Source organism: Cupriavidus sp. FW305-46, from assembly GCF_058787075.1.
This window is the reverse complement of sequence record NZ_JBYSZI010000007.1, coordinates 88,342-111,431: the sequence shown is the minus strand read 5'-3', so window position 1 is coordinate 111,431 and position 23,090 is coordinate 88,342. Positions and strand designations below refer to the sequence as shown.

19 protein-coding genes are annotated in these 23,090 nt (G+C 66.9%); 1 reads left to right on the top strand and 18 read right to left on the bottom strand.

Annotated elements, in window-relative coordinates:
• Positions 1–116 precede the first annotated feature (116 nt).
• Genes AC3WON_RS05450 through AC3WON_RS05440 form a run of 3 tightly spaced genes read right to left on the bottom strand, consistent with a single transcriptional unit; the run spans position 117 to position 3,466 of the window.
• On the bottom strand, positions 117–2,291 hold the full coding sequence (locus AC3WON_RS05450) for a xanthine dehydrogenase family protein molybdopterin-binding subunit (protein WP_492351314.1): 2,175 nt from the start codon (positions 2,289–2,291) through the stop codon (positions 117–119).
• Between the two features lie 9 nt (positions 2,292–2,300).
• A complete protein-coding gene (locus AC3WON_RS05445) occupies positions 2,301–2,759 on the bottom strand; it encodes a (2Fe-2S)-binding protein (protein ID WP_492340435.1) in 459 nt (152 codons plus the stop codon).
• Positions 2,756–3,466 carry a hypothetical protein gene (locus tag AC3WON_RS05440; protein WP_492344886.1) on the bottom strand — a complete coding sequence of 237 codons (711 nt, stop codon included), beginning with the start codon at positions 3,464–3,466 and terminating at the stop codon, positions 2,756–2,758. The genes AC3WON_RS05445 and AC3WON_RS05440 overlap by 4 nt, the downstream gene beginning before the upstream one ends.
• 297 nt (positions 3,467–3,763) lie before the next feature.
• On the opposite strand from AC3WON_RS05440, the gene AC3WON_RS05435 reads away from it, so the two are divergent.
• Positions 3,764–4,669: an adenylate/guanylate cyclase domain-containing protein gene (locus AC3WON_RS05435; RefSeq protein ID WP_492317181.1), complete on the top strand. Its 906-nt coding sequence runs from the start codon at positions 3,764–3,766 to the stop codon at positions 4,667–4,669.
• A 66-nt stretch (positions 4,670–4,735) separates the two neighbouring features.
• Here AC3WON_RS05435 and AC3WON_RS05430 read toward each other — a convergent pair whose 3' ends face one another.
• From AC3WON_RS05430 to AC3WON_RS05360, 15 genes are all read right to left on the bottom strand, one after another.
• Positions 4,736–4,933: a hypothetical protein gene (locus tag AC3WON_RS05430; RefSeq protein WP_010809303.1), complete on the bottom strand. Its 198-nt coding sequence runs from the start codon at positions 4,931–4,933 to the stop codon at positions 4,736–4,738.
• A gap of 44 nt (positions 4,934–4,977) precedes the next feature.
• Positions 4,978–7,752 (bottom strand): ATP-dependent Clp protease ATP-binding subunit, encoded by a 2,775-nt coding sequence (locus AC3WON_RS05425; RefSeq protein ID WP_492351313.1) that lies wholly within the window; start codon positions 7,750–7,752, stop codon positions 4,978–4,980.
• Between the two features lie 129 nt (positions 7,753–7,881).
• Positions 7,882–10,155: an FdhF/YdeP family oxidoreductase gene (locus AC3WON_RS05420; protein ID WP_492317046.1), complete on the bottom strand. Its 2,274-nt coding sequence runs from the start codon at positions 10,153–10,155 to the stop codon at positions 7,882–7,884.
• A gap of 143 nt (positions 10,156–10,298) precedes the next feature.
• Positions 10,299–11,336: a class II fructose-bisphosphate aldolase gene (fba, locus tag AC3WON_RS05415; RefSeq protein WP_479942420.1), complete on the bottom strand. Its 1,038-nt coding sequence runs from the start codon at positions 11,334–11,336 to the stop codon at positions 10,299–10,301.
• 42 nt (positions 11,337–11,378) lie between these two features.
• On the bottom strand, positions 11,379–12,620 hold the full coding sequence (locus AC3WON_RS05410) for a phosphoglycerate kinase (protein WP_492351312.1): 1,242 nt from the start codon (positions 12,618–12,620) through the stop codon (positions 11,379–11,381).
• A gap of 9 nt (positions 12,621–12,629) precedes the next feature.
• Entirely contained in the window at positions 12,630–13,640 is a 1,011-nt protein-coding gene (gap, locus tag AC3WON_RS05405; protein WP_492351311.1) for a type I glyceraldehyde-3-phosphate dehydrogenase, read from the bottom strand.
• A 59-nt stretch (positions 13,641–13,699) separates the two neighbouring features.
• Complete coding sequence (gene gph / locus AC3WON_RS05400; protein WP_492317044.1) at positions 13,700–14,395, bottom strand: phosphoglycolate phosphatase; 696 nt, start codon at positions 14,393–14,395, stop codon at positions 13,700–13,702.
• On the bottom strand, positions 14,395–16,404 hold the full coding sequence (gene tkt / locus AC3WON_RS05395) for a transketolase (protein WP_492317043.1): 2,010 nt from the start codon (positions 16,402–16,404) through the stop codon (positions 14,395–14,397). The genes gph and tkt overlap by 1 nt, the downstream gene beginning before the upstream one ends.
• 40 nt (positions 16,405–16,444) lie before the next feature.
• The gene (locus AC3WON_RS05390) at positions 16,445–17,323 is read right to left on the bottom strand and encodes a phosphoribulokinase (RefSeq protein WP_492317042.1); all 879 of its coding nucleotides are present in this window, start codon (positions 17,321–17,323) and stop codon (positions 16,445–16,447) included.
• A gap of 11 nt (positions 17,324–17,334) precedes the next feature.
• Positions 17,335–18,429 carry a class 1 fructose-bisphosphatase gene (locus AC3WON_RS05385; RefSeq protein WP_492317041.1) on the bottom strand — a complete coding sequence of 365 codons (1,095 nt, stop codon included), beginning with the start codon at positions 18,427–18,429 and terminating at the stop codon, positions 17,335–17,337.
• Between the two features lie 55 nt (positions 18,430–18,484).
• Complete coding sequence (gene rpe, locus AC3WON_RS05380) at positions 18,485–19,210, bottom strand: ribulose-phosphate 3-epimerase (protein WP_492317040.1); 726 nt, start codon at positions 19,208–19,210, stop codon at positions 18,485–18,487.
• A 1-nt stretch (position 19,211) separates the two neighbouring features.
• Positions 19,212–19,976, bottom strand: coding sequence for an HAD family hydrolase (locus AC3WON_RS05375; RefSeq protein WP_492351310.1), 765 nt, complete (start codon positions 19,974–19,976; stop codon positions 19,212–19,214).
• A gap of 3 nt (positions 19,977–19,979) precedes the next feature.
• Entirely contained in the window at positions 19,980–20,921 is a 942-nt protein-coding gene (gene cbbX / locus AC3WON_RS05370) for a CbbX protein (protein WP_492317038.1), read from the bottom strand.
• 161 nt (positions 20,922–21,082) lie between these two features.
• A complete protein-coding gene (locus AC3WON_RS05365; RefSeq protein ID WP_010809290.1) occupies positions 21,083–21,502 on the bottom strand; it encodes a ribulose bisphosphate carboxylase small subunit in 420 nt (139 codons plus the stop codon).
• A 56-nt stretch (positions 21,503–21,558) separates the two neighbouring features.
• Complete coding sequence (locus AC3WON_RS05360; protein WP_035826739.1) at positions 21,559–23,019, bottom strand: form I ribulose bisphosphate carboxylase large subunit; 1,461 nt, start codon at positions 23,017–23,019, stop codon at positions 21,559–21,561.
• Between the last annotated feature and the right edge of the window lie 71 nt (positions 23,020–23,090).

Below are 23,090 nucleotides of genomic sequence, written 5' to 3'. Positions count from 1 at the left end.
GCTTAGGCTAGTTCGGGCGGATTTGGCGCACCCAAAACCGTTGGCAATCTGTCTGGGTGCTCCCCCCGCTTGGGGGAGAGATCACCGCACGCAGGCCATGCCGACTTGCTCGAAGATCACGCGGTGAACGGCAGGCTGCGATGCCGCTTGCCGGTGAGCGCCGCGACGGCATTAGCCAGTGCCGGTGCGATCGGCGGCACCGCGGTCTCGCCAATGCCGGTCGGCGGATCGGCCGACGGCACGATGTGCACCGCGATCTGCGGCGGCGTGTCCGCATGCGTGGCCAGCCGGTAATCGTTCCAGTTGCCTTGCTGGACCACGCCATCCTTCAGCGTGATCTGCGCTCCGGGCAGCGTGGTACCCAGCCCCATCATCATGCCGCCCTGGACCTGCGCCTCGACCGTGCGCGGATTGATCGGCATGTTGCAGTGGACGGCCGCGGTGACCCGGTGCACCACCGGCTGGTTGCCACGCATCGAGGCCTCGACGATGTAGGCGACCACGGTGTCGAACGATTCATGCACCGCCACGCCCCAGGCACGCCCGGCCGCGAGGCGCCGCTTGCCGTAGCCCGAGCGCTCGACCGCCAGGTCCAGCGCCGCCAGGTGACGCTTGTGCTCACGCAGCAGCGTGCGGCGGTACGCCACCGGATCGATCCCGCCGGCGCGCGCCAGTTCATCGACCAGGGTCTCCATCACATAGGCCGTGTGCGTGTGCCCCACCGAGCGCCACCACAGCACCGGCACGTTGACCTTGGGATGATGGATCTCGAGCGCGATCGGGAACGGATAAGGACTGTCGCTCACGCCCTCGACCATGGTCGAGTCGACCCCGTTCTTCACGGTGAAGGACTCGAACGGGGTGCCGCTGGTGATGGACTGGCCGACGATCACGTGCTTCCAGGCCAGCACCTTGCCCTTGCCGTCGTGGCCGATCTCAACGCGGTGCAGGTGCATCGGGCGGTAGTAGCCGCCGCGCACGTCGTCTTCGCGTGTCCAGATCATCTTGATCGGCTCGCGCCGGCCCGCCGCATGGCGCGCCTTGGCCACCTGCGCGGCCTCGAACAGGTAGTCGGAGGTGGGCACGGCACGCCGGCCGAAGCCGCCGCCGGCCATCATGGTGTTGAATGTCACCTGTTCCGGCTTCAGACCGAGCACGGCTGCGACGTTGGCCTGGTCGACGGTCTGGAACTGCGAGCCGGCCCACACTGTGCATTGGTTGCCGCGGAAGTCGATGGTGCAGTTGAGCGGCTCCATCGGCGTGTGCGCCAGGTAGGGGAAGACATACTCGGCGGTGAGCTTGTGTGGCGCGGTGGCAAGCGCCGAAGTGTCCGCCGCCTTGGCCTGCACGCCGGGCCGGGCCGCCAGCTCGCGGTAGCGCGCCAGCAGCGCATCGCTGTCCGGCTTCTCGACGCCGCTGGTGTCCCATTCCACCTGCAGCACCTCGCGCGCCGTGCGCGCGGGCCAGAAGCCATTGGCCACGATCGCCAACCCGGTCGCGCCGCCGGCCAGCGGCACCTGGTAGACCTCTTCCACGCCGGCGATGGCCCTGGCACGCGCGGGGTCGAAGCGCGCGACCATGGCGCCGAACACGGGCGGATGCACCATGACCACGGTGCGCGTGCCGGGCAGCGCCGTGTCGATGCCGAACTGCTGCCTGCCGGTGGACTTGTCGCGCGCATCGAGCCGGCCGGTGGGCTTGCCGATCAGCCTGAACTGCTGCGGCGACTTCAGCTGCACGCTCGCCGGCACCGGCTCGGCCAGCGCTGCGGCAGCCAGCTCGCCGTATGTGGCCCGGCGGCCGTCGGGCGCGGTCACCACGCCGGCCTCGGCCTTCAGCTGCCCAGCCGGCACCCCGAAGCGCCCGGCGGCCGCCCCGAGCAGCATGGCGCGCATGCGCGCGCCGACCTCGCGATACTGCGTCCACGAGTTCTTCATGCTGGTCGAGCCGCCGACCATCTGGATATGGAACACCGGGTCCTTATAGGCCTCGCCGGCCGGGGCCAGCTGGCAGCGCACCTTGCTCCAGTCCGCGTCCAGTTCCTCGGCCACCAGCATCGGCAGTGCCGTCTGCACGCCCTGCCCGAACTCAAGCTTGCCGATCGTGACCATCACCGTGCCGTCGGCATCGATACTGACGAAGGCCGATGGCTGCACCGGCGCCTTGGGCTGCGCCGCCGCCTCCGTCTGCGCGCCAAGCGGAACGGCACAGAGCGCGAAGCCCGAGCCGAAGCTCAGTTTCAGGAAGGTCCGCCGGTCGATGCCGCCGCTTGCCTGCTCCATGAGTCTCATGGCATCTCCTCAGCCGATCGCCTTGGCTGCATCCTTGACCGCGGCATGGATGCGCGCATAGGTGCCGCAGCGGCACAGGTTGGCGCTCATGGCCCGTTCGATGTCGGCATCGGTCGGGCGTTGGTTGACCTTGAGCAGCGCCACCGCCGACATCACCTGGCCGCTCTGGCAATAGCCGCACTGCGTGACGTCGTTGCGCACCCAGGCCTCTTCGACCGCGCGCCCGACCCGGTCCTCGCCGATGCCCTCGATGGTGGTGAGCTGCCGGCCGGCGATGGAGGACACCGGCGTCACGCACGCGCGGCGCTGCTGGCCATCGACATGTACCGTGCATGCGCCGCATACCGCGATGCCGCAGCCGAACTTGGTGCCGGTCAGCCCCAGCGTGTCGCGCAGTACCCACAGCACCGGCGTGTCGCCGGGCACGTCGACCTGCTGGGTCTTGCCGTTCAGTTGAAAGGAAATCATGGCTGGCTCCCGTTGCTGGTGCCCTTCGTCTGGGTCAAGGCGCCTGATCCGGCGATGGCGCGCAGGTTCTTCAGCAAGGCTTCATCGGCGGCGGCGCGTGTAGGCCCCGCAGAGGTGCGCAACGGCTCGCGCGTATCGCATGGCGCGCCATTGCGTATCCACTGGCGCACCTGCTCGTCGAACGCGGGCTTGTCCAGCGGCGGCAATTCACGCCCCGGCCCCGGTTGCCAGCCCCAAGCCACCAGGTGGTCGGTCACCATGTGTTCTTCGAGCATTGCCAGCGAACGGCCGCCATTGGTCCTGGTGTCGCGGAAGACCTTGCATAGGGCCGGCCCGGACAGGCCCAGCCATGACATCTTCATCTTCGCCGGCGGCATGTGCCAGCCTGGCTGGCCATTGGTATCCAGCCCGGGCGGCGCATGCGCGAGCGGGCTGTTCTGGGTGCCATGGCAGGTGGCGCATTGCAGCGGCGGCACGCCCTTGCCGTCAGTGCCTCGCTGCACCGGTGGAAAATGCACACGTTTCGCATCGCCCTGCAGCGGGCCGTCCGGCACGTGGCAATTCAGGCAGCGGGCATGCAGCAGCACACGCTCGATCTGCGCGAAGGCCTGCAGCCCGACGTTGCGGTCTGGCGTGCCGGACACCTGGGTGGGCTGGAAGGATCCGCCGGGACCGGCAGCAAAGGCAAGCACCGGAAGCGTCAGCACAGACCCCGCCAAATGCTGGCGAAGAGCGGCGGCGAGAGGGTTGCGGGCGTCATGCTTCATGGGGCCTCCTCCTTCACCGTCGTCGGCGTGCTAGATCGTTGTAGTGCCTGATGCGATCCCTGGCAAGACGAAACGGCAGGAGAGGCTCCAGGCGCCCGGATCGGCAAGCAGCACTTTTGCGGGATGGTCACCAGGGCTGCAATGTCGCAATGAAGTTCTATGATGCAGAATCATGCAGACGAAGCGCACTGCCGATCGAAGGCATGGCGCGCTCCGATCAAACGGCCTGTGATGCATATGGACCAAGATTCGCGACAAGACGCCTCTGATGGATCGGTGATGTTCGCGGACGTCTGCGACAGCACCAGGCTCTACGAGCAGGCCGGCGATGCGGTGGCGCTTGGCGCAATCCGCCAGTGCCTGGCGCTGATGAAGTCCCACTCCGCGGCCGCGCAAGGCCGGGTCGTCAAGACCATCGGTGACGAAATCATGGTGCTGTTTCCCGCCGCGGAGAATGCGATGCGGGCGGCACTGGACATGCAGGAGGCCGTCGCCGGGCTGCCGCCGATCATAGGCGCTCCGCTGGCGATCCATATCGGCTTTCACCATGGCCCGATCCTGTCGGACGAATCCGGCGACCTGTTCGGCGACACCGTCAACCTTGCCGCCCGACTGGCCAGCCTGGCTTCGCGGGGCCAGATCATCACCAGCAAGAACGCGGTGGAGCAGCTCTCAGCAGGGCTGCGCCAGATGACACGCTACCTGTATCCGATACAGGTACGCGGCAAGCACCAGGTGATCGAGCTGTACGAAGCGATCTGGCAGCAGAGCATCGACCTGACCCTGGTGGCCCCGGTGGATCTTGCATTGGCCCGCTCGGCACTGCTTTCGCTACGATATCGGGAAACCGTCTTCGAAATGAACACTGCCTCACCGCCTGTCACCATCGGCCGGGACACGACCATGAGCATCGTTGTCACGGACCGGCAGGTTTCGAGATTCCAGGCCACGGTGGAGCCGCGCGGCGGCCGCTTTGTCCTGATCGACAGAAGTTCGAACGGCACCCACGTGAAGATCGATGGCGAAGGCGCGCTGATCCTGCGCCGTGACGAAATCACGCTCAGGGGTCATGGCTGGATTACCTTTGCCCAGCCAAAAGAATGCATCGACGAGGGTATCGAGTTCTTTGTCGACGAGAAGTGATGCCGGCAGGAAGAAAGCCGCACGGCCGCAACCCATCCGGAGCAGGTCGCGGCCGCGCGTGGCTGCTTACCCTCCCAGTTCCTGGAAGGCGTGACCGTTGGCTTCCAGACCCTTCAACATGCCGGGTGGCAGTGCGCTCTCAGGAACCGTCCCTTCAAGTTGCCACTCCTTTGCGTCGGCGAGGTCCTGAAGTCCTTCGCCCTTGCGCACATAGAGCCCCAGCGTCGGTTTCAGCAGATTGATGTAAAAGTCGTACTCCTGCATTTGCGAACCTCCCACGAAAATCGTGATTGCCCTGGCTCTTGCGCTCAAGCGCTGGAGTCTCCTGCTGCGACGGTGCTGTCCGCCTTCCTGGGTGCAGCGCCCTTGGCCGTCGCTTTACCTGCCTTCGGCTTCTTGACGGCTTCCATCCTTCTGAAGACTACGGCTTCGCTTGCCTTGTCGTAGCCAAGCTCGACGCTGTCGCCTGATTTCAGCTTGTCACCGAGAATCTCCTTGGCCAGCCCGGTCTCGACCGACTGGCGGATCTGCCGCCGCAGCTCCCGCGCACCGAACTCAGGCTGGTATCCCGCCTCCACCAGGTGCTCGACCAGCTCATCGTCGGGCTTGACCGTGATGTCCTGCGCGGCGGCGGTGCGCACCACGCGCTCCAGCTGGATCTGCACGATCGCGCGGATGTTGTCGCGCGACAGCGCATGGAACACGATGATGTCGTCGATACGGTTCAGGAACTCGGGTCGGAAGTGTCCTTTCAGCACCTTCATCAGCGCCTCGCGCAAGTCCTTCTCAGGCATGCGCTTGTCCTCGGGCTGCTCCAGGTTGTCCATGATGATCGGCGCGCCCAGGTTGCTGGTGGCGATGATGACGGTGTTGCTGAAGTCCACCACGCGGCCCTTGCCGTCGGTCAAGCGGCCGTCGTCGAAGACCTGCAGCAGCACGTTGTTCACGTCCGGGTGGGCCTTCTCGATTTCATCCAGCAGGATCACGCTATAGGGCTTGCGCCGCACGCGCTCGGTCAGCTGCCCGCCTTCATCGTAGCCGACATAGCCCGGGGGCGCACCGATCAGCCGGGCCACCGCATGGCGCTCCATGTACTCGGACATGTCAATGCGGATGATGGCCTGCTCGTCGCCGAACACGGTTTCCGCCAGCGCCTTGGCCAGCTCGGTCTTGCCGACGCCGGTCGGCCCGAGGAAGAGGAAGGTCGCGATCGGGCGGTTGGCCTGCCCCAGGCCCGCACGCGACAGGCGCACCGCATCGCTGACCGCGACCACCGCGTCGTCCTGCCCCACCACCCGCTCGCGCAGCCGCGCTTCCATTTTCAGCAGCTTCTGGCGCTCTTCCTGGGTCAGGTCGGTCACCGGGATGCCGGTCAGGCGCGACACCACTTCGGCAATGGCCGCAACCGTCACCTCCAGGGTCTCCGATCCGGTCTTGCGCTGCCAGGCCTCGGTCAGCTCATCAAGCCGCTTCTGCTTGTCGGTGATGCGGTCCTCGAAGCCCTTGGCCTCGTCAAAGCGCTTGCGCGACGACGCATAGTCCTGCTCGCGCTTGAGCTGGGCGATCTCGGCCTCCAGTTCCTGGATATCGGCGGGACGCGAGGTGGCGCCGATGCGCACGCGCGCCGCGGCCTGGTCGATCAGGTCGATGGCCTTGTCCGGCAGGAAGCGCGCGGTGATATAGCGGTCCGACAGTTCCGCCGCGGCCACAAAGGCATCGTCGGCAAAGGTGACCTGGTGGTGCGCCTCAAGCTTGTCGCGCAGGCCGCGCAGGATGACGATGGTCTGCTCGACGGTTGGCTCCGGCACCAGCACCGGCTGGAAGCGCCGCTCCAGCGCCGCGTCTTTCTCGATGTACTTCTGGTATTCGTTCAGCGTGGTGGCGCCGATCAGGCTCAGTTCGCCGCGTGCCAGCGCGGGCTTGAGCACGTTGGCGATATCGAGCCCGCCCTCGCCGCCGCCCTGCCCCGCGCCGACGATGGTGTGCAGTTCATCGATAAACAGGATCAGTTCGTCGTTCTTGGCGGTCACCTCGTCAATCAGCTGCTTGGCACGCTCCTCGAACTCGCCGCGGTATTTGGCCCCGGCCACCATCGAATTGATATTCACCTCGACCAGGCGCTTGCCACGCAGCACCTCCGGCACGTCGCCATTGACGATGCGCTGCGCCAGCCCTTCCACGATCGCGGTCTTGCCCACGCCCGGCTCGCCGATCAGCACCGGGTTGTTCTTCTTGCGCCGCGCCAGCACCTCGATCGTGCTCTCGATCTCCTGCGCTCGGCCCAGCACCGGATCGAGCTTGCCCTGCCGCGCAATCGCGGTCAGGTCGCGCCCGAACTTGTCGAGCGTGGGCGTGCCGGTGGGCGTATCGACGCGGCCATCCTCGGCGCCCTTGCCGACCACCTTCACCACCTTCTGGCGCAGTGCCTCGGGGGTGACGCCATACTTCTTGAGCAGCGTCCCGGCGATGCTTTCCGGGACCGAGGCCAGGCCGATCAGCAGGTGCTCGGGGCCAACGTAGGAATGCCCGAGGTCGCGCGAGGCCTGGAAGGCATACTGGAAGGCTTTCTTCAGCCGCGGCGAGATCGTCATCCGGTCGATGGCCGCGTCAGGCCCGGCGGTTCCGGTCTGCGCGTGCTCGTCGATATAGCCCTTGATGTCCTGCGGCGAGAGCTTGAGTTCCTTGATCAGCGCCGTGCAGACATCGGTATCGGCGAGCACGTAGAGAAGGTGCTCGGTGTCGAGCTCATTGCGCCGCAGCTCGTGCGCCTTCTCCGCGGCACGCTGCAGCAGTTCCATGGTCTGCTCGCTGAAGGCATCGGTGGGATCGACGGATTCGCGCGGGACTTCGGTGGAGAATCCGGGATGCTCGTCGTCATTCATCCCGCCTCCCATCCCCCGGAAGAAGCGGGACAGGCCGCCCCCACCCAGCAGGGAATCGAACGGGTTGAGCATGTCCTGGTGGCGCAGCAGCTGCCGGTAGTCGTAGTCGCAGATCGACATGGTCTTGCGCTCGCCGTCCTGAACCACGGTCACCCGCGCCACGGCGGGACGTGCGTTGCAGATTTCGCAAAGGGTCGGCATGATGGACTTTCCTCCACAGGTAGGTCGCATTGCTTCAACAGAGGGCCGTTGCGCGCGCTCAGGGCCGCGCGCAACGGCGCTGGAAAGCGGGCATGAGCCGTGCTTACGTGATGGTGGGCTGGCCTGCCATTACGTCACCTCCGAACGCACCACGCGCACGGGCACTGACTTGTAGGACGGGGTGCCGCTGTCCTCGTCGATGTAGTCGAGCGGCACCAGCCTGTTTGCTTCGGGATAGTAGGCAGCGACGGAGCCGGGTGCAATTTCGTACTCGATCGCAGTGATCTTCTCGAAACGCAGCTGCCGGCCCGCTGCGATGGTCTCGATGTCGACCAGGTCGCCATGCTCCAGGCCGCGCGCGGCCAGGTCGGCCGGGTTCATGAACATCACGTCGCGCCGCCCGAACACGCCCCGGTAGCGGTCGTCCATGGCATAGATGGTGGTGTTGTACTGGTCATGGCTGCGGATGGTCACCAGCCGCAGGACATCGTCGGCAAGGACTTGCTTGTCTTCGTGCAGCCCCTTGAACACGTAGAACTCGGCCTTGCCCGACGGCGTTTCCCATTTGCGCTCGGTTGGCGGCAAGGGCATGCGGAATCCGCCAGGGACCCGCACGCGCGTGTTGAAGTCCTCAAAGCCGGGCACCGTCTTCTCGATCAGATCGCGGATCCTGTCGTAGTCGGCAACCAGTTCCAGCCATGGCACCTTGCTGTCAGGCAGGGTCGCGGTGGCAATGCCCGCCACGATGGCCGGCTCGGAGCGCAGGAACTCGGACGCCGGCCCGAGCTTGCCGGCCGAGGCATGCACCATCGACATCGAATCCTCCACCGTCACCGATTGCGGCCCGGTCTCCTGCACATCCAGTTCGGTGCGGCCCAGGCAAGGCAGCACATAGGTCTCCCTGGCCACCAGCAGGTGCGTACGGTTGAGCTTGGTCCCGACATGCACGCTCAGGTCGAGCTTGCCCATGGCGGGGAAGCACTGCTCGGGATCGGGCAAGGCGACCGCGAAATTCCCGCCCAGGCAGAACAGTGCCCTGGACTTGCCATCGATCATCGCCTGCATCGCGTTGACGGCATCGTGCCCGTGTCCGGCAGGCGGGCTGAAGCCGAAGGTGTCCTCGATCCGCTGCAGGAAACCGGCGGACGGCTTCTCGGTAATGCCGACAGTGCGGTTCCCCTGGACATTGGAGTGGCCGCGCAACGGGCAGATGCCGGCGCCGGGCTTGCCGAAGTTGCCGCGCAGCATCAGCAGGTCGCACAGCAGGCGCACATTGGCCGTGCCTTCGTTGTGCTGGGTCACGCCCATGCCGTAGGTGACGATGGTGGCATTCGACTTGGCATAGGCCGCCGCCACCAGTTCCAGGTCCGCACGGGTCAGCCCACTGGTCTTTTCAATATCCGCCCATTCGGTCGACCGCAGATCGTCGGCCAGCCCCTCGAAGCCCTCGGTGTGGACCGCGATGAAGTCGTGGTCCAGCACATTGCCCTGGCGGGCTTCCAGGTCCAGCAGCGCCTTCATCACCCCCTTGATGGCGGCGGCGTCGCCACCGGCGCGGACCAGGAAGTAGGACGACGCAATCCGGGTGGAACCATAGGTGGCCATCTCCACCATGTTCTGCGGGTCGGCAAAGCGCTCGAGCGCCCGTTCGCGCAGCGGGTTGAACACCAGGATCGGCACCTTGCGGCGCGACGCCTCATGCAGCGTCCCCATCATGCGCGGGTGGTTGGTGCCCGGGTTGTGGCCGATCGAAATGATCAGCTCGCAGGTGTCAAAGTCTTCCAGCGACACCGTGCCCTTGCCGATGCCGATCGAGCGCGGCAAGCCCACGCTGGTGGGCTCGTGGCACATGTTCGAGCAGTCGGGGAAGTTGTTCGTGCCATACTCGCGCGCGAACAGCTGGTACAGGTAGGCGGCTTCGTTGGAAGCCCGGCCCGAGGTATAGAACTCGACCTGGTCGGGCGATAGCCCGCGCAGGATTTCGCCGATGCGGGCGAACGCAGCCTCCCACTCCACCGCGCGGAAGGTGTCGGTGGCGCGGTCGTAGACCAGCGGATGCGTCAGCCGGCCAAAGTCTTCGAGCTCATAGTCGGTCCGGTTCAACAGCGACGACACCGTATTGGCTGCAAAGAACTCGGGAGGCACCCGTTTGGTGGTTGCCTCCCACGTCACGGCCTTGGCGCCGTTCTCGCAGAACTGGAAGGTCGACCGGTGCTCCTTGTCGGGCCATGCGCAGCCGGGGCAATCGAAGCCGTCGGGCTGGTTGGTCCGCATCAGCGTGATCGGCGCCCTGACGGTATCCATCTGCGTGCGGATCGCCGTGGCGGTTGCCTTCAGCGCCCCCCAGCCGCCGGCGGGACCGTCGTACTTCCTGATACCGGGCACTTCGCGTCGATTGGCCATGTTTGCTCCTTGTGCCGCGCCAGGTTGCTGGTGACGGCGTTGGGGTTAGTCACGCGAACAACTCCTGCTGCCGGTTTGCTCCCCTCGCCCGCTTGCGGGAGAGGGGAGCGTGTGCCTGGGCTCGTGGTGCTGCAGATGCGCCTTCAGGAATAGAGCTTCGCCACCCGCTCCAGCGGCACCGGCTTGATCCGCGAGGCCTGCCCTGCGCAGCCGAAGGCCTCGAAGCGCAGCTTGACCACGCTTCTCGCCCCTTTCTTGGCCGCCAGCAGCGCCTTGCGCGGATCGAACTCGCTACGGTCGTCGGACAAGGACTTGCGGATCGCCCCGGTCATGGCCAGGCGGATGTCCGTGTCGATATTCACCTTGCGCACCCCCATCTTGATGCCGCGCAGGATCTCCTCGACCGGCACGCCGTAGGTCTCCTTGATGTCGCCGCCGTACTGGCGGATGATCTCCAGCCATTCCTGCGGCACCGAACTCGAGCCGTGCATCACCAGGTGGGTGTCAGGAATCTGCTCGTGGATCTCGCGGATGCGGTCCATCGCCAGGATGTCCCCGGTGGGCTTGCGCGAGAACTTGTAGGCGCCGTGGCTGGTGCCGATGGCGATCGCCAGCGCATCCACGCCGGTGCGGGCGACGAAGTCGCGCGCCTGGGCCGGGTCGGTCAGCATCATGTCGTGCGACAGCGTGCCCGCCGCGCCCACGCCGTCCTCTTCGCCGGCCTGGCCGGTTTCGAGCGAGCCCAGGCAGCCCAGTTCACCCTCCACCGACACGCCGATCGCATGCGCCATCTCGCATACGCGCCGCGTGACGTCGACGTTGTAGTCGTAGTCGGAGGGGGTCTTCATGTCTTCGCGCAGCGAGCCATCCATCATCACGCTGGTGAAGCCGGAGCGGATCGAGGCCTGGCAGATCGCCGGGCTGGAGCCGTGGTCCTGGTGCAGCACGATGGGGATGTCCGGATGGGTCTCGGCCGCGGCCAGCACCATATGGCGCAGGTAAGCCTCGCCGGCGTACTTGCGCGCGCCGGCCGAGGCCTGCAGGATGACCGGGCTGTCGGTTTCCTGGGCCGCTTCCATGATGGCGTGGATCTGTTCCAGGTTGTTGACGTTGAAGGCCGGCACGCCGTAGCCGAACTCTCCCGCGTGGTCCAGCAGCTGGCGCAAGGAAATGAGTGCCATGATGAAGCTCCTTTACTGATTGCAGAATCGGTGAGGTCGGGTTCAGGCAGCGGCGCGCTGTGCCAGCACGGCCAGCGCGGGCAGCGTCTTGCCCTCCAGGAATTCCAGGAACGCGCCCCCGCCCGTGGAGATATAGCCCACGCGATCGGCGATGCGGTACTTGGCAATCGCGGCCAGCGTGTCGCCGCCGCCGGCGATCGAGAACGCCTTCGATTCGGCGATGGCCTGGGCCAGCACCCTGGTGCCGTTGCCGAACTGGTCGAACTCGAACACGCCCACCGGACCGTTCCAGACGATGGTGCCGGCGGCCTTCAGTTGCTCGGCCAGCATCGCTGCCGTCTTCGGGCCGATGTCCAGGATCATGTCATCGTCGGCCACGTCCTTGACGTCCTTCACGGTAGCCTCGGCGGTGGCGCTGAACTCCTTGGCGCACACCACGTCGACCGGGATCGGCACCGAGGCGCTGCGGGCAGCCATGATGTCGATGATGGCTCTGGCATCGGCCAGCAGGTCAGGCTCTGCCAGCGACTTGCCGATCTTCAGGCCGGCGGCCAGCATGAAGGTATTGGCAATGCCGCCGCCGACGATCAGGTTGTCGACCTTGTCGGCCAGCGACTTCAGGATGGTCAGCTTGGTCGAGACCTTGGAGCCGGCCACGATTGCCACCAGCGGGCGCGCCGGCTGGCCCAGCGCCTTGCCCAGCGCATCGATCTCGGCGGCCAGCAGCGGGCCGGCGCAGGCAATGGGGGCGTATCTGGCGATGCCATGCGTGGTCGCCTCGGCGCGGTGGGCGGTGCCGAACGCGTCGTTGACGTATACATCGCACAGCGCCGCCATCTTCTGCGCCAGATCGTCGCTGTTCTTCTTCTCGCCCGTGTTCATGCGGCAGTTTTCCAGCAGCACCACCTGCCCGGGCGGTACCTGGAAACCGCCCTCGGTCCAGCCGGACAAGAGCGGCACCTGGCGGCCCAGCAGTTCCGACAGGCGGCGGCCCACCGGCGCCAGGCTGTGGCGCGGGTCGGGCGCTCCCTCCTGCGGCCGGCCCAGGTGCGAGGTGACCATCACCGCGGCGCCCGCCTGCAGGCAGGCCGCGATGGCAGGCACGGAAGCACGGATGCGGGTATCGTCGGTGATAGCACCCGCTGCATCCTGCGGGACGTTGAGGTCGGCGCGGATAAAGACCCGCTTGCCAGCCAGTCCACCGGCTGCAAGCAGTGCGGCCAGCGTGTGCGGCGCCGCCGCGGGTTTCGGTTGCGGGTTCGTAGCATGGGATAGGCTCATCATGGCAACCTGCTAGCGTGCGTGGGCCAGCGCCACCGCGGTATCCAGCATGCGGTTGGAGAAGCCCCATTCGTTGTCATACCAGGCCGACACCTTGACCAGCGTGCCGTTGACCTTGGTCAGGGTGGCGTCGAAGGTGGACGACGCCGGGTTGTGGTTGAAGTCCACCGAGACCAGCGGCGCGGTGTTGTAGTCCAGGATGCCCTTGAGCTCGCCTTCGGCGGCTGCCTTCAGGATGCCGTTCACTTCCTCGACGGTGGTCGGCCGCGCCGCCACGAAGGACAGGTCGACCAGCGACACATTGATGGTCGGCACGCGCACGGCAAAGCCGTCCAGCCGGCCGTCCAGCTCAGGCATCACCAGCCCGACCGCGGCGGCGGCGCCGGTCTTGGTCGGGATCATCGACATGGTGGCCGAGCGCGCCCGGCGCAGGTCTTCGTGGTAGACGTCGGTCAGCACCTGGTCGTTGGTATAGGAGTGCACGGTGGTCATCAGGCCGTTCACCACGCCCAGCTTCTCGTGCAGCGGCTTGACCAGCGGCGCCAGGCAGTTGGTGGTGCACGAGGCGTTGGAGATCACCGTGTCGGTCGCCTTCAGCACGCCGTGATTGACGCCGTAGACGATGGTGGCGTCCACGTCCTTGCCGCCGGGGGCGGAGATGATCACCTTCTTCGCGCCGCCCTTCAGGTGGGCCGATGCCTTTTCCTTGCTGGTGAAGAGCCCGGTGCATTCCATCACCACGTCCACGCCCAGCTCGCCCCACGGCAGCTCGGCCGGGTTGCGCTGCGCCAGCACGCGGATGCGGTCGCCGTTGACGCGGAAGGCATCGCCGTCGACCGAGACCTCGCCCGGGAAGCGCCCATGGACGGTGTCGTACTGGGTCAGGTGCGCATTGGTGGCCGCGTTGCCGAGGTCGTTGATGGCGACGATCTCGATATCGTGCTGCTTGCCGCCTTCATAGTGGGCGCGCAGCACATTACGGCCGATGCGTCCGTAGCCGTTGATGGCAACCTTGATAGTCATGCTGTCTCCTTTACTTGTCTTGGTATCCTTGCCGGTCGCGCTGGCGCGCCGGCGCAACATCAGGCGGCTGGGGCCAGCCGCGCCGGCGTCAGCAGCGCCGGCAACGCCTCCAGCGAATCGAGCAACGCGTCGGCGCCCAGCGCCGCGGGTCCGCCGGGGCCGGCGTAGCCATAGCGCACCAGGCAGACCGGGATGCCGGCCGCGCGCGCCGCCGCCACGTCCACCGCCGAATCCCCCACCAGCACGCCCTGCGCCGGATCGACGTCGAGCAGGTTGCAGGCGTGGCGCAGCGGTTCGGGGTCCGGTTTCATCTGCGCGATCGAGTCGCCCGCCACCAGCACTTCCAGGTACTGCGACAACCCGGTCAGCGCCAGCAGCGGCACGGCCAGCGCGCGCGGCTTGTTGGTGACGCAGGCAAGCCGGTAGCCTTGCCGCCTGAGCACCTCCAGTCCTGCCGCCACGCCCGGAAACACCGATCCGAGGCGGCCATTGGTCTCGGCATAGTGGCGGTGGAACATCGCCACGGCTTCGGCAGCCTCAACCTGCGCTGCAAGCCCTCCGGTCTCGAGCACGCGCCGCACCAGGTTGGGCACGCCGCGGCCGATGAAGCCGGCCACGGTGTCGAACGGCAATGCCGGGGTGCCGAGGTCGGCCAGCATGCGGTTGGCGGCCTCGACAATGTCGGGCGCGCTGTCGACCAGCGTGCCGTCCAGGTCGATCAGCACCGCGGTGCAGGGCATGGATACGGTAGTCATCACGCTTCCTCCAGCAGCACGCGCGCGGCCGCCGCGACATGCGCCGGGGTCAGGCCGAAGTGCTGGTACAGCGCCTCGGCCGGCGCGGATTCGCCGAAGGTGTCGATGCCCAGCGCCAGGCCCTGCTCGCCCACCACGCCGCGCCAGAACCAGGTGCCGCCCGCCTCCACGCTGACGCGCGGCAGGCCTGGTGGCAGCACGGTGTCGCGGTACGCCACGTCCTGCGCGTAGAACAGCTCCACGCAGGGCATGGACACCACGCGCGCGGCGATGCCGGCATCGGCCAGGTCCAGCGCCGCGCGCATGGCGATTTCCACCTCGGAGCCAGTGGCAATCAGCACCACGCGCGGCGCCGGCACATCGCGCAACACATAGCCGCCGCGCGCAATCTCCGCGCGCTGGGCCGGATTGCGCTCGAACGGCATCAGCGCCTGCCGCGACAGCACCAGGCAGCTCGGGCCATCCTCGCGCCGCAGCGCGGCCAGCCACGCGTACGCGGTCTCGGCGCCGTCGCAGGGACGCCAGACCTGGTTGTTGGGGATCAGCCGCAGGCTGGCGGCATGCTCCACCGGCTGGTGAGTGGGACCGTCCTCGCCGAGTCCGATCGAGTCATGGGTCAGCACGTGGACCACGCGCAGGCGCATCAGCGCCGCCATGCGGATGGCATTGCGCGAATAGTCCGAGAAGGTCATGAAGGTGCCGCCGTAGGGAATCAGCCCCCCATGCAGCGCAACGCCGTTCATCGCGGCGGCCATGCCGAACTCGCGCACGCCGTAGCTCACGTAGTTGCCATGCCCGGCATGGTTGACCCAGACCGACGCCTTGACATTGGTCAGGTTGGACCCGGTCAGGTCGGCCGAGCCGCCCAGCAGCTCGGGCAAGGCGGGCGTGAGCGCCTCCAGGCACAGCTGCGATGCCTTGCGCGTGGCGATCTTGCCTTGCAGCGGCGACGGCGCATCCAGCAATGCCATCAGCTCCGCATCGAAGCCTTCCGGCAGGCGGCCATCGGAACGGCGCAGGAATTCTTCGGCCAGTTCCGGATGTGCCGCGCGATAGCTGGCGAAGCGCGCCTCCCATTCGGCTTCGCGCGCGGCGCCTTGCGCGCGCGCGTCCCAGGCATCGGCCACGTCCTCCGGCACTGTGAAAGGCTCGGCTTCCCAGCCCAGCGCCGTGCGCATGGCGGCGATTTCCGGCGCGCCCAGCGGGGCGCCATGCACATCGTGCCCGCCGGCCTTGGCCGGCGCGCCCTTGCCGATCACGGTGCGGCAGCAGATCAGCGTGGGCCGGTCGCCCTCTGCCTTGGCCTCGTGCAGCGCAGCGTCGATGGCCTGCACATCGTGCCCGTCGACGGCGATCACATGCCAGCCGTAAGCGGCAAAGCGCTTCGGGGTGTCGTCGGCAAACCAGCCGGCGACCTCGCCGTCGATGGAGATGCCGTTGTCGTCGTACAGGCAGATCAGCTTGCCCAGCCTGAGCGTGCCCGCCAGCGAGCAGGCCTCGTGGCTGAGGCCTTCCATCAGGCAGCCATCGCCAAGGAAGACGTAGGTGTGGTGGTCGACGATGTCGAAGCCGGGCCGGTTGAAGGTGGCGGCCAGCAGCTTCTCCGCCAGCGCCATGCCGACGGCATTGGCCAGGCCCTGCCCCAGCGGCCCGGTGGTGGTTTCCACGCCCGGCGTCACGCCAAGCTCCGGATGGCCGGGCGTGGCCGCGTGCAGCTGGCGGAACTGGCGCAGCTGCGACATCGGCAGGTCGTAGCCGGTCAGGTGCAGCAGTGCGTACTGCAGCATGGAGGCATGGCCGTTGGACAGCACGAAGCGGTCACGGTCGGGCCAGGCCGGGTTGGCCGGGTTGTGGCGCAGGTGGCGCCGCCACAGGGCTTCGGCCATCTCGGCCATGCCCATGGGTGCGCCGGGGTGGCCGGACCTGGCCTGCTCCACCGCGTCGGCGGCCAGGAAGCGCAGCGCATTGGCACAGCGCGCTGCGGAGTCGATGCGTTCTGGTGCGTTCATTCAGAAGATCCTCGAGAGTCGGCGTTTCACGGTCGAGCCCTTACAGCGCGGCGCGCTTGCGGCGCTCCATCATGCGCAGCACAAAGGGCGTGAAGATCAGCTGCATGGCCAGTTCCATCTTGCCGCCGGGCACCACGATGGTGTTGGCGCGCGACATGAAGGAGTCGTGGATCATGCTGAGCAGGTACTGGAAGTCGATCCCCTTCGGGTTGGCAAAGCGGATCACCACCATGCTTTCATCGGGCGCGGGGATTTCGCGCGAGATAAAGGGGTTGGACGTATCCACGCACGGCACGCGCTGGAAGTTCACATGCGTGCGCGAGAACTGCGGGCAGATGTAGTTCACGTAGTCCGGCATGCGGCGCAGGATGGTGTCGGTCACGGCCTCGGTGGAATAGCCGCGCTGCTTCTTGTCGCGCCAGAGCTTCTGGATCCATTCCAGGTTGATGACCGGCACCACGCCGATCAGCAGGTTGGGATACTGGGCGACATTGACCGCGTCGGTGACCACCCCGCCGTGCAGGCCTTCGTAGAACAGCAGGTCGGTATCGGCCGGCAACGGCTCCCACTGGGTGAAGGTGCCGGGTTCCTGCCCGAACGGCGCGGCCTCCTCCGGGCTATGCAGGTAGTGCCGGTGCATGCCCGTGCCGGTTTCGGCGTAGGAGCGGAAGAGGCTCTCCAGCTCGGAGAACAGGTTGTTCTCCGCGCCGAAGTGGCTGAAGTTCATATTGCCGGTGCGCTCGGCCTCGGCCATCTTGACCTTCATCTCGGCGCGGTCGTAGCGGTGGAAGCTGTCGCCTTCGATCACCACTGACTTCACGCCTTCGCGGCGGAAGATGTTCTCGAAGGTACGGGTCACCGACGTGGTACCGGCGCCCGAGGAGCCGGTGATGGCGATAATGGGATAACGTTCTGACATGGCCAGGCACCTCAGGCAGACGCGCGGAACAGGCTGCGCTCGTTGAACAGGGGACTCGGAAGGTCGGGATCGGTCTGGTCGGTGTGGTAGCCCTCGATCCGTTCCACTTCATTGCGCGAGCCGAAGATCACGCCGATGCGCTGGTGCAGCGCGCCCGGCGCCACCGACATCAGCGTCTGCCGGCCCGTGCTGGCGCGCCCGCCGGCCTGCTCCATCAGGAAGGCGATCGGATTGGCCTCGTACAGCAGGCGCAGGCGGCCCGGCTTGGCGGGATCCTTGGAGTCGCGCGGGTACATGAAGACGCCGCCACGCATCAGGATGCGGTGCGCCTCGGCCACCATCGACGCGATCCAGCGCATATTGAAATCCTTGCCGCGCGGCCCGCTCTTGCCGGCCATGCACTCGGCGATATAGCGCTGCACCGGCGCTTCCCAGAAGCGGCTGTTCGACGCATTGATGGCAAATTCCTGGGTATCGGCCGGCACCCGCAGGTTGGGGTGCGTCAGGAAGAACTCGCCCAGGTTGGGGTCGAGCGTGAAGCCGTTGACGCCGTTGCCCACGGTCAGCACCAGCATGGTGGTGGGACCGTAGAGCGCGTAGCCTGCCGCCACCTGGGCGCTGCCGGGCTGCAGGAAATCCTGCTCGGTGACGCCGCTTGCACCCTCCGGGGCGCGCAGCACCGAGAAGATGCTGCCCACCGAGACATTGACGTCGATGTTGGACGAGCCGTCGAGCGGATCGAACACCAGCAGGTACTTGCCGCGCGGGTAGTGTTCCGGGATCTGGTAAGGCGCCTCCATCTCCTCCGACGCCATGCCGGCCAGGTACCCGCCCCACTCGTTGACGCGCAGGAAGGTGGTATTGCTCAGCACGTCCAGCTTCTGCTGGATTTCACCCTGCACGTTGACGGCCCCTGCTTCACCAGCTTGATTGCTGGCCTTGCCGTGCAAGCCCCCCAGCGCGCCGAAGGCAACCGCGCGCGCAATTTCCTTGCAGGCCATGGCGACGTTGAGGATCAGGCCGTTGAAGCCGCCGCTGGCATCCGGATAGCGGCGGCGTTCCTCGATCAGGAACTGCGTCAGGGTCATCCTTTGGACTTCAGGCATGACAGGTCTCCTATAGATTGGCTATGTGTTCTTGTGTGGTGCCGGTGCGTGCGGGCTACGTGATCGTGGCGGCCTCGCGCAAGCGGTGCAGGATGCTCGAGTAGCCGCCGTCGGCATCGGGCGCGCCGAACACGGCGCTGCCGGCGACGAAGGTGTCGGCGCCCGCGCGCGCGATCGCGGCAATGTTGTCGGCCTTGACGCCGCCGTCGATCTCCAGCCAGACCGGCCGCCCGCCGGCTTCCACCTGCCGGTCGATGCGCGCGCGTGCCTGGCGCACCTTGTCCAGCACGCCCGGAATGAAGGCCTGGCCGCCAAAGCCCGGGTTCACGCTCATCAGCAGCACCAGGTCGAGCTGGTCCAGCGTATGGTCCAGCCAGCCCAGCGGCGTGGCCGGGTTGAGCACCAGGCCGGCCTTGCAGCCGTGGTCGCGGATCAGGCCGATGGTGCGGTCGACATGGCGGCTCGCCTCCGGGTGGAAGCTGATGATGTTGGCGCCGGCCTTGGCAAACAGCGGGATCAACGCATCGACCGGTTCCACCATCAGGTGCACGTCGATGGGGATGGAGACCAGCGGCCGGATCGCCTCGCACACCAGCGGGCCGATGGTCAGGTTGGGCACATAGTGGTTGTCCATCACATCGAAGTGCACCAGGTCCGCGCCGCCGGCCTCGATCGCGCACACCTCTTCGCCCAGGCGCGCGAAATCGGCCGACAGGATGGACGGCGCCAGCCGGATGCCGCGCTGGCTGCCATGGCCGGTGTTGGGTTCAGTGGCATGCATGTCAGGTCGCCTCGATCAGGGTGCCGTGGTGCCAGGCGCGCAACGCGGCAAGGTCGGCCCAGCGGTTTGCCGCGCCGGGCACGTGCTGGGGCATGGGCTCGCCGGGATCGCCAAGATGCGGCAGCACCAGCAGCGCGCCCTCGAAGGAGTCCTGCGCGCTGAATGCGGTGGGCGTGACCACGGTGGGGATGCCGGCCGCCCGGGCGGCGCGCAGGCCGTTCGCCGAGTCCTCGACCGCCAGGCAGTCACCGCCTTCCAGGCCGAGCCGCTCCAGCACCGCCAGATAGACATCGGGCGCCGGCTTCTTGATGGGCGTGGTACCGGCGTCGCCAATGGCGGCAAAGCGACGGCGCCAGTCCGCGCCAAGCGGCGCCTGCAGCAGCGCGTCGAGGTTGGCCGGCGTGGTGGTGGTGGCAATCGCGAGCGGCAGCCCGGCCTCGCCGGCCTCGGCGATCAGGCGGGCAATGCCCGGGCGCAGCGGCAGGCCGCCCGCCCCGACGCGCTCGGCATAGTGGCGGGTCTTGATGGCGTGCACGGCGTCGATGGTTTCCTTCACCTTGCAGCCACGGGCCTCTTCCGGGTCGACCATGCGCCAGTAATGCATCAGGCGCTCCTTGCCGCCGGCCACCTTGAGCAGGCGCGTGTAGAGCGGCGCGTCCCAGTGCCAGTCCAGGCCGACCTCGGCAAAGGCGGCATTGAAGGCTTGCAGGTGGGCGCTCTCGGTATCGGCCAGCGTGCCGTCGACATCGAAAATCAGGGCTTGCATGGCTTACTCCTTGGCCGGCGTCTGCGCGTCCGGCGCGGCCTTCGAAAACACGCGGCTGGCAAGCAGGTCAGACGCCGTGATGGTGGTCAGGGTATGGTCGTCGACGACCGTGCCGGCATCGTCCAGCAGGCGCGAGGCATGGCGCAGCCGCGCGCGGTCCAGCGCATTGCGCACGCTGCGGGCATTGGCAAAGTGCGGCTGTGCCATGCGCCGGGCCAGGTAGTCGGCAAACACGGCCCGGCTTTCGTCGTCGAAGCGGTATTGCATCTCGGACAGCATCAGGTCGGCGATCTGGCGCAGTTCGTCGAGCTGGTAGTCGGGGAAATCGACATGGTGGGCAACGCGCGAGGACATGCCCGGGTTGGACTCGAAGAAACGGTCCATGCGGTCCTTGTAGCCGGCCAGGATCACCACCAGGTCGTCGCGGTTGTTCTCCATCACCTGCAGCAGGATCTCGATGGCTTCCTGGCCGTAGTCGCGCTCGTTCTCCGGGCGGTAGAGGTAGTAGGCCTCATCGATGAAGAGCACCCCGCCCATGGCCTTCTTCAGGATCTCCTTGGTCTTGGGCGCGGTGTGGCCGATGTACTGGCCGACCAGGTCGTCGCGGGTCACCGCCACCAGGTGGCCGCGGCGCACGTAGCCCAGCTGGTGCAGGATCTGCGCCATGCGCATGGCCACGGTGGTCTTGCCGGTGCCGGGATTGCCGGTGAAGCACATATGCAGGCTGGGCGCACCGGCGCTGAAGCCGCGCGCGGCGCGCAGCTTGTCCACCAGCAGCAAGGCGGCGATATCGCGGATGCGCGCTTTCACCGGCTTCAGCCCGATCAGCTCGCGGTCAAGCTGGGCCAGCAGCTCGGTGATGCCCGAGCTGGCCAGCGACTCGGCCAGCGATCCGGCCGGAGCGGCTGGCGGCTGCAGCGGTGCGGTCGTTTCAGGTGCGGACATGGCAGGCTCCGTGAGGATCATTCGAGCATCCGGCTCGAAAGATTCGAGGCGCAGCTCCCCCCGGTGCGCGGCCTTGCGGCGGCGCAACCGTGGGATTGCACAGTCAGGAAATCGCCGGCGGCAGCGCCAGGGGGGGGCGGCGCGGGCTCAGCCGGTGCCGCTCAGTAGCGGCTGCCCTCGGGGCGTGCCTGCACGGCGTAGCTCTCGATCGAGTAGCGCATGGTGCGGCCGGGCTCTTCCTGGCGCACCAGGCGGAAGCCGGGCTCGTCCGCAGGACGGTTGACGATGAACGACATCACCACCGACTCCACCGTATGCGTCGAGTCGAAGGCCGTGACGCGGATGTAGTGGTTGGGGAAGGTGCTGCGCGCGTTGTTGATCTCCAGCAGGATGCCGGCGGCATCGCGCAGGTCGAACATCGGCAGGCCGAACATCTCCCAGTAGGTATTGCGCGGATGCGGGTCGTCGGTGTACTCGATGCCGACCGCCCAGCCCTGGTTCAGGCAGTATTCAAGCTGGCTGGTGATCTGCGCGTCGGTGAGGTCGGGCAGGAAGGAGAAAGTGCCTTGAGTAATACGCATGATGTCCTCTCGTTCTTTGGGTTCGCTCGTCGTGCTGTGATGGCGTCTCGCCGGGCTCAGGCCACCGACGCGGTGGGCGCGAAGTCCGAGGTGTCGGTCGGCGTGTAGTTGAAGCTGATGTCGCCCCAGGTATCGAGCGCAGCCCGCAGCGGTCCGCACCAGCGCGCGGCATCGCGCAGGATCTCCGGCCCTTCGTTGAGGATGTCGCGGCCTTCGTTGCGCGCCAGCACCATCGCTTCGAGCGCAACGCGGTTGGCGGTGGCGCCGGCCTGGATACCTTGCGGGTGGCCGATGGTGCCGCCGCCGAACTGCAGCACCACGTCGTCGCCAAAGAGGTGGATCAGCTGGTGCATCTGGCCGGCGTGGATGCCGCCCGAGGCCACCGGCATCACCTTGCGCAGCGAAGCCCAGTCCTGGTCAAAGAACAGCCCGCGCGACAGGTCGGTATGGGTGTAGGCATCGCGGCAGACGTTGTAGTAGCCCTGCACGGTCAGCGGATCGCCTTCCAGCTTGCCCACCGCGGTGCCGGTGTGCATGTGGTCGACACCGGCCAGGCGCAGCCATTTGGCAATCACGCGGAACGACACGCCGTGGTTCTTCTGCCGGGTGTAGGTGCCATGGCCCGCGCGGTGCAGGTGCAGGATCATGTCGTTCTGGCGGCACCAGTTGCTCATGGACTGGATACAGGTCCAGCCGACGATCAGGTCGATCATGATGATGACCGAGCCCAGCGACTTGGCGAACTCGGCACGCCGGTACATCTCTTCCATGGTGCCGGCGGTCACGTTGAGGTAGCTGCCCTTGACCTCGCCGGTGGCGGCCGAGGCCTTGTTGACCGCGTCCATCACGAACAGGAAGCGGTCGCGCCAGTGCATGAAGGGCTGCGAGTTGATGTTCTCGTCATCCTTCATGAAGTCCAGCCCGCCCTTCAGGCCCTCGTACACCACGCGGCCGTAGTTGCGGCCCGACAGGCCCAGCTTGGGCTTGGTTGTGGCGCCCAGCAGCGGGCGGCCGAACTTGTCCAGGCGCTCGCGCTCGACGATGATGCCGGTGGACGGGCCAGCGAAGGTCTTCACATAGGCCACCGGGAAGCGCATGTCCTCCAGGCGCGCCGCCTTGATCGGCTTGAAGCTGAAGACGTTGCCGATGATCGACGCGGTCAGGTTGGCGATCGAGCCTTCCTCGAACAGCGACAGGTCATAGGCCACGTAGCAGAAGAACTGCTCGGGGTTGTTGGGCACCGGATCGACCCGGTAGGCCTTGGCGCGGTACATGTCGCAGGCGGTCAGGCGGTCGGTCCACACCACCGTCCAGGTGGCGGTGGAGGATTCGCCGGCCACCGCGGCGGCGGCCTCGACCGGATCCACGCCGTCCTGCGGCGTGATGCGGAACAGCGCCAGCAGGTCGGTATCCTTGGGCTCGTAGTCGCCGTCCCAGTACCCCATTTCCTTGTACTTCATGACGCCGGCGTCGTAGCGCTTGCGCGGCTTGGCTTGGACCGATTCAGGTGCGTTCATGCTTGTCTCCTTGCGTGGTTGAGCGTCTTGGCTGCTGCGTTGATGCAAAGATATAAGCCCACCCACATAAG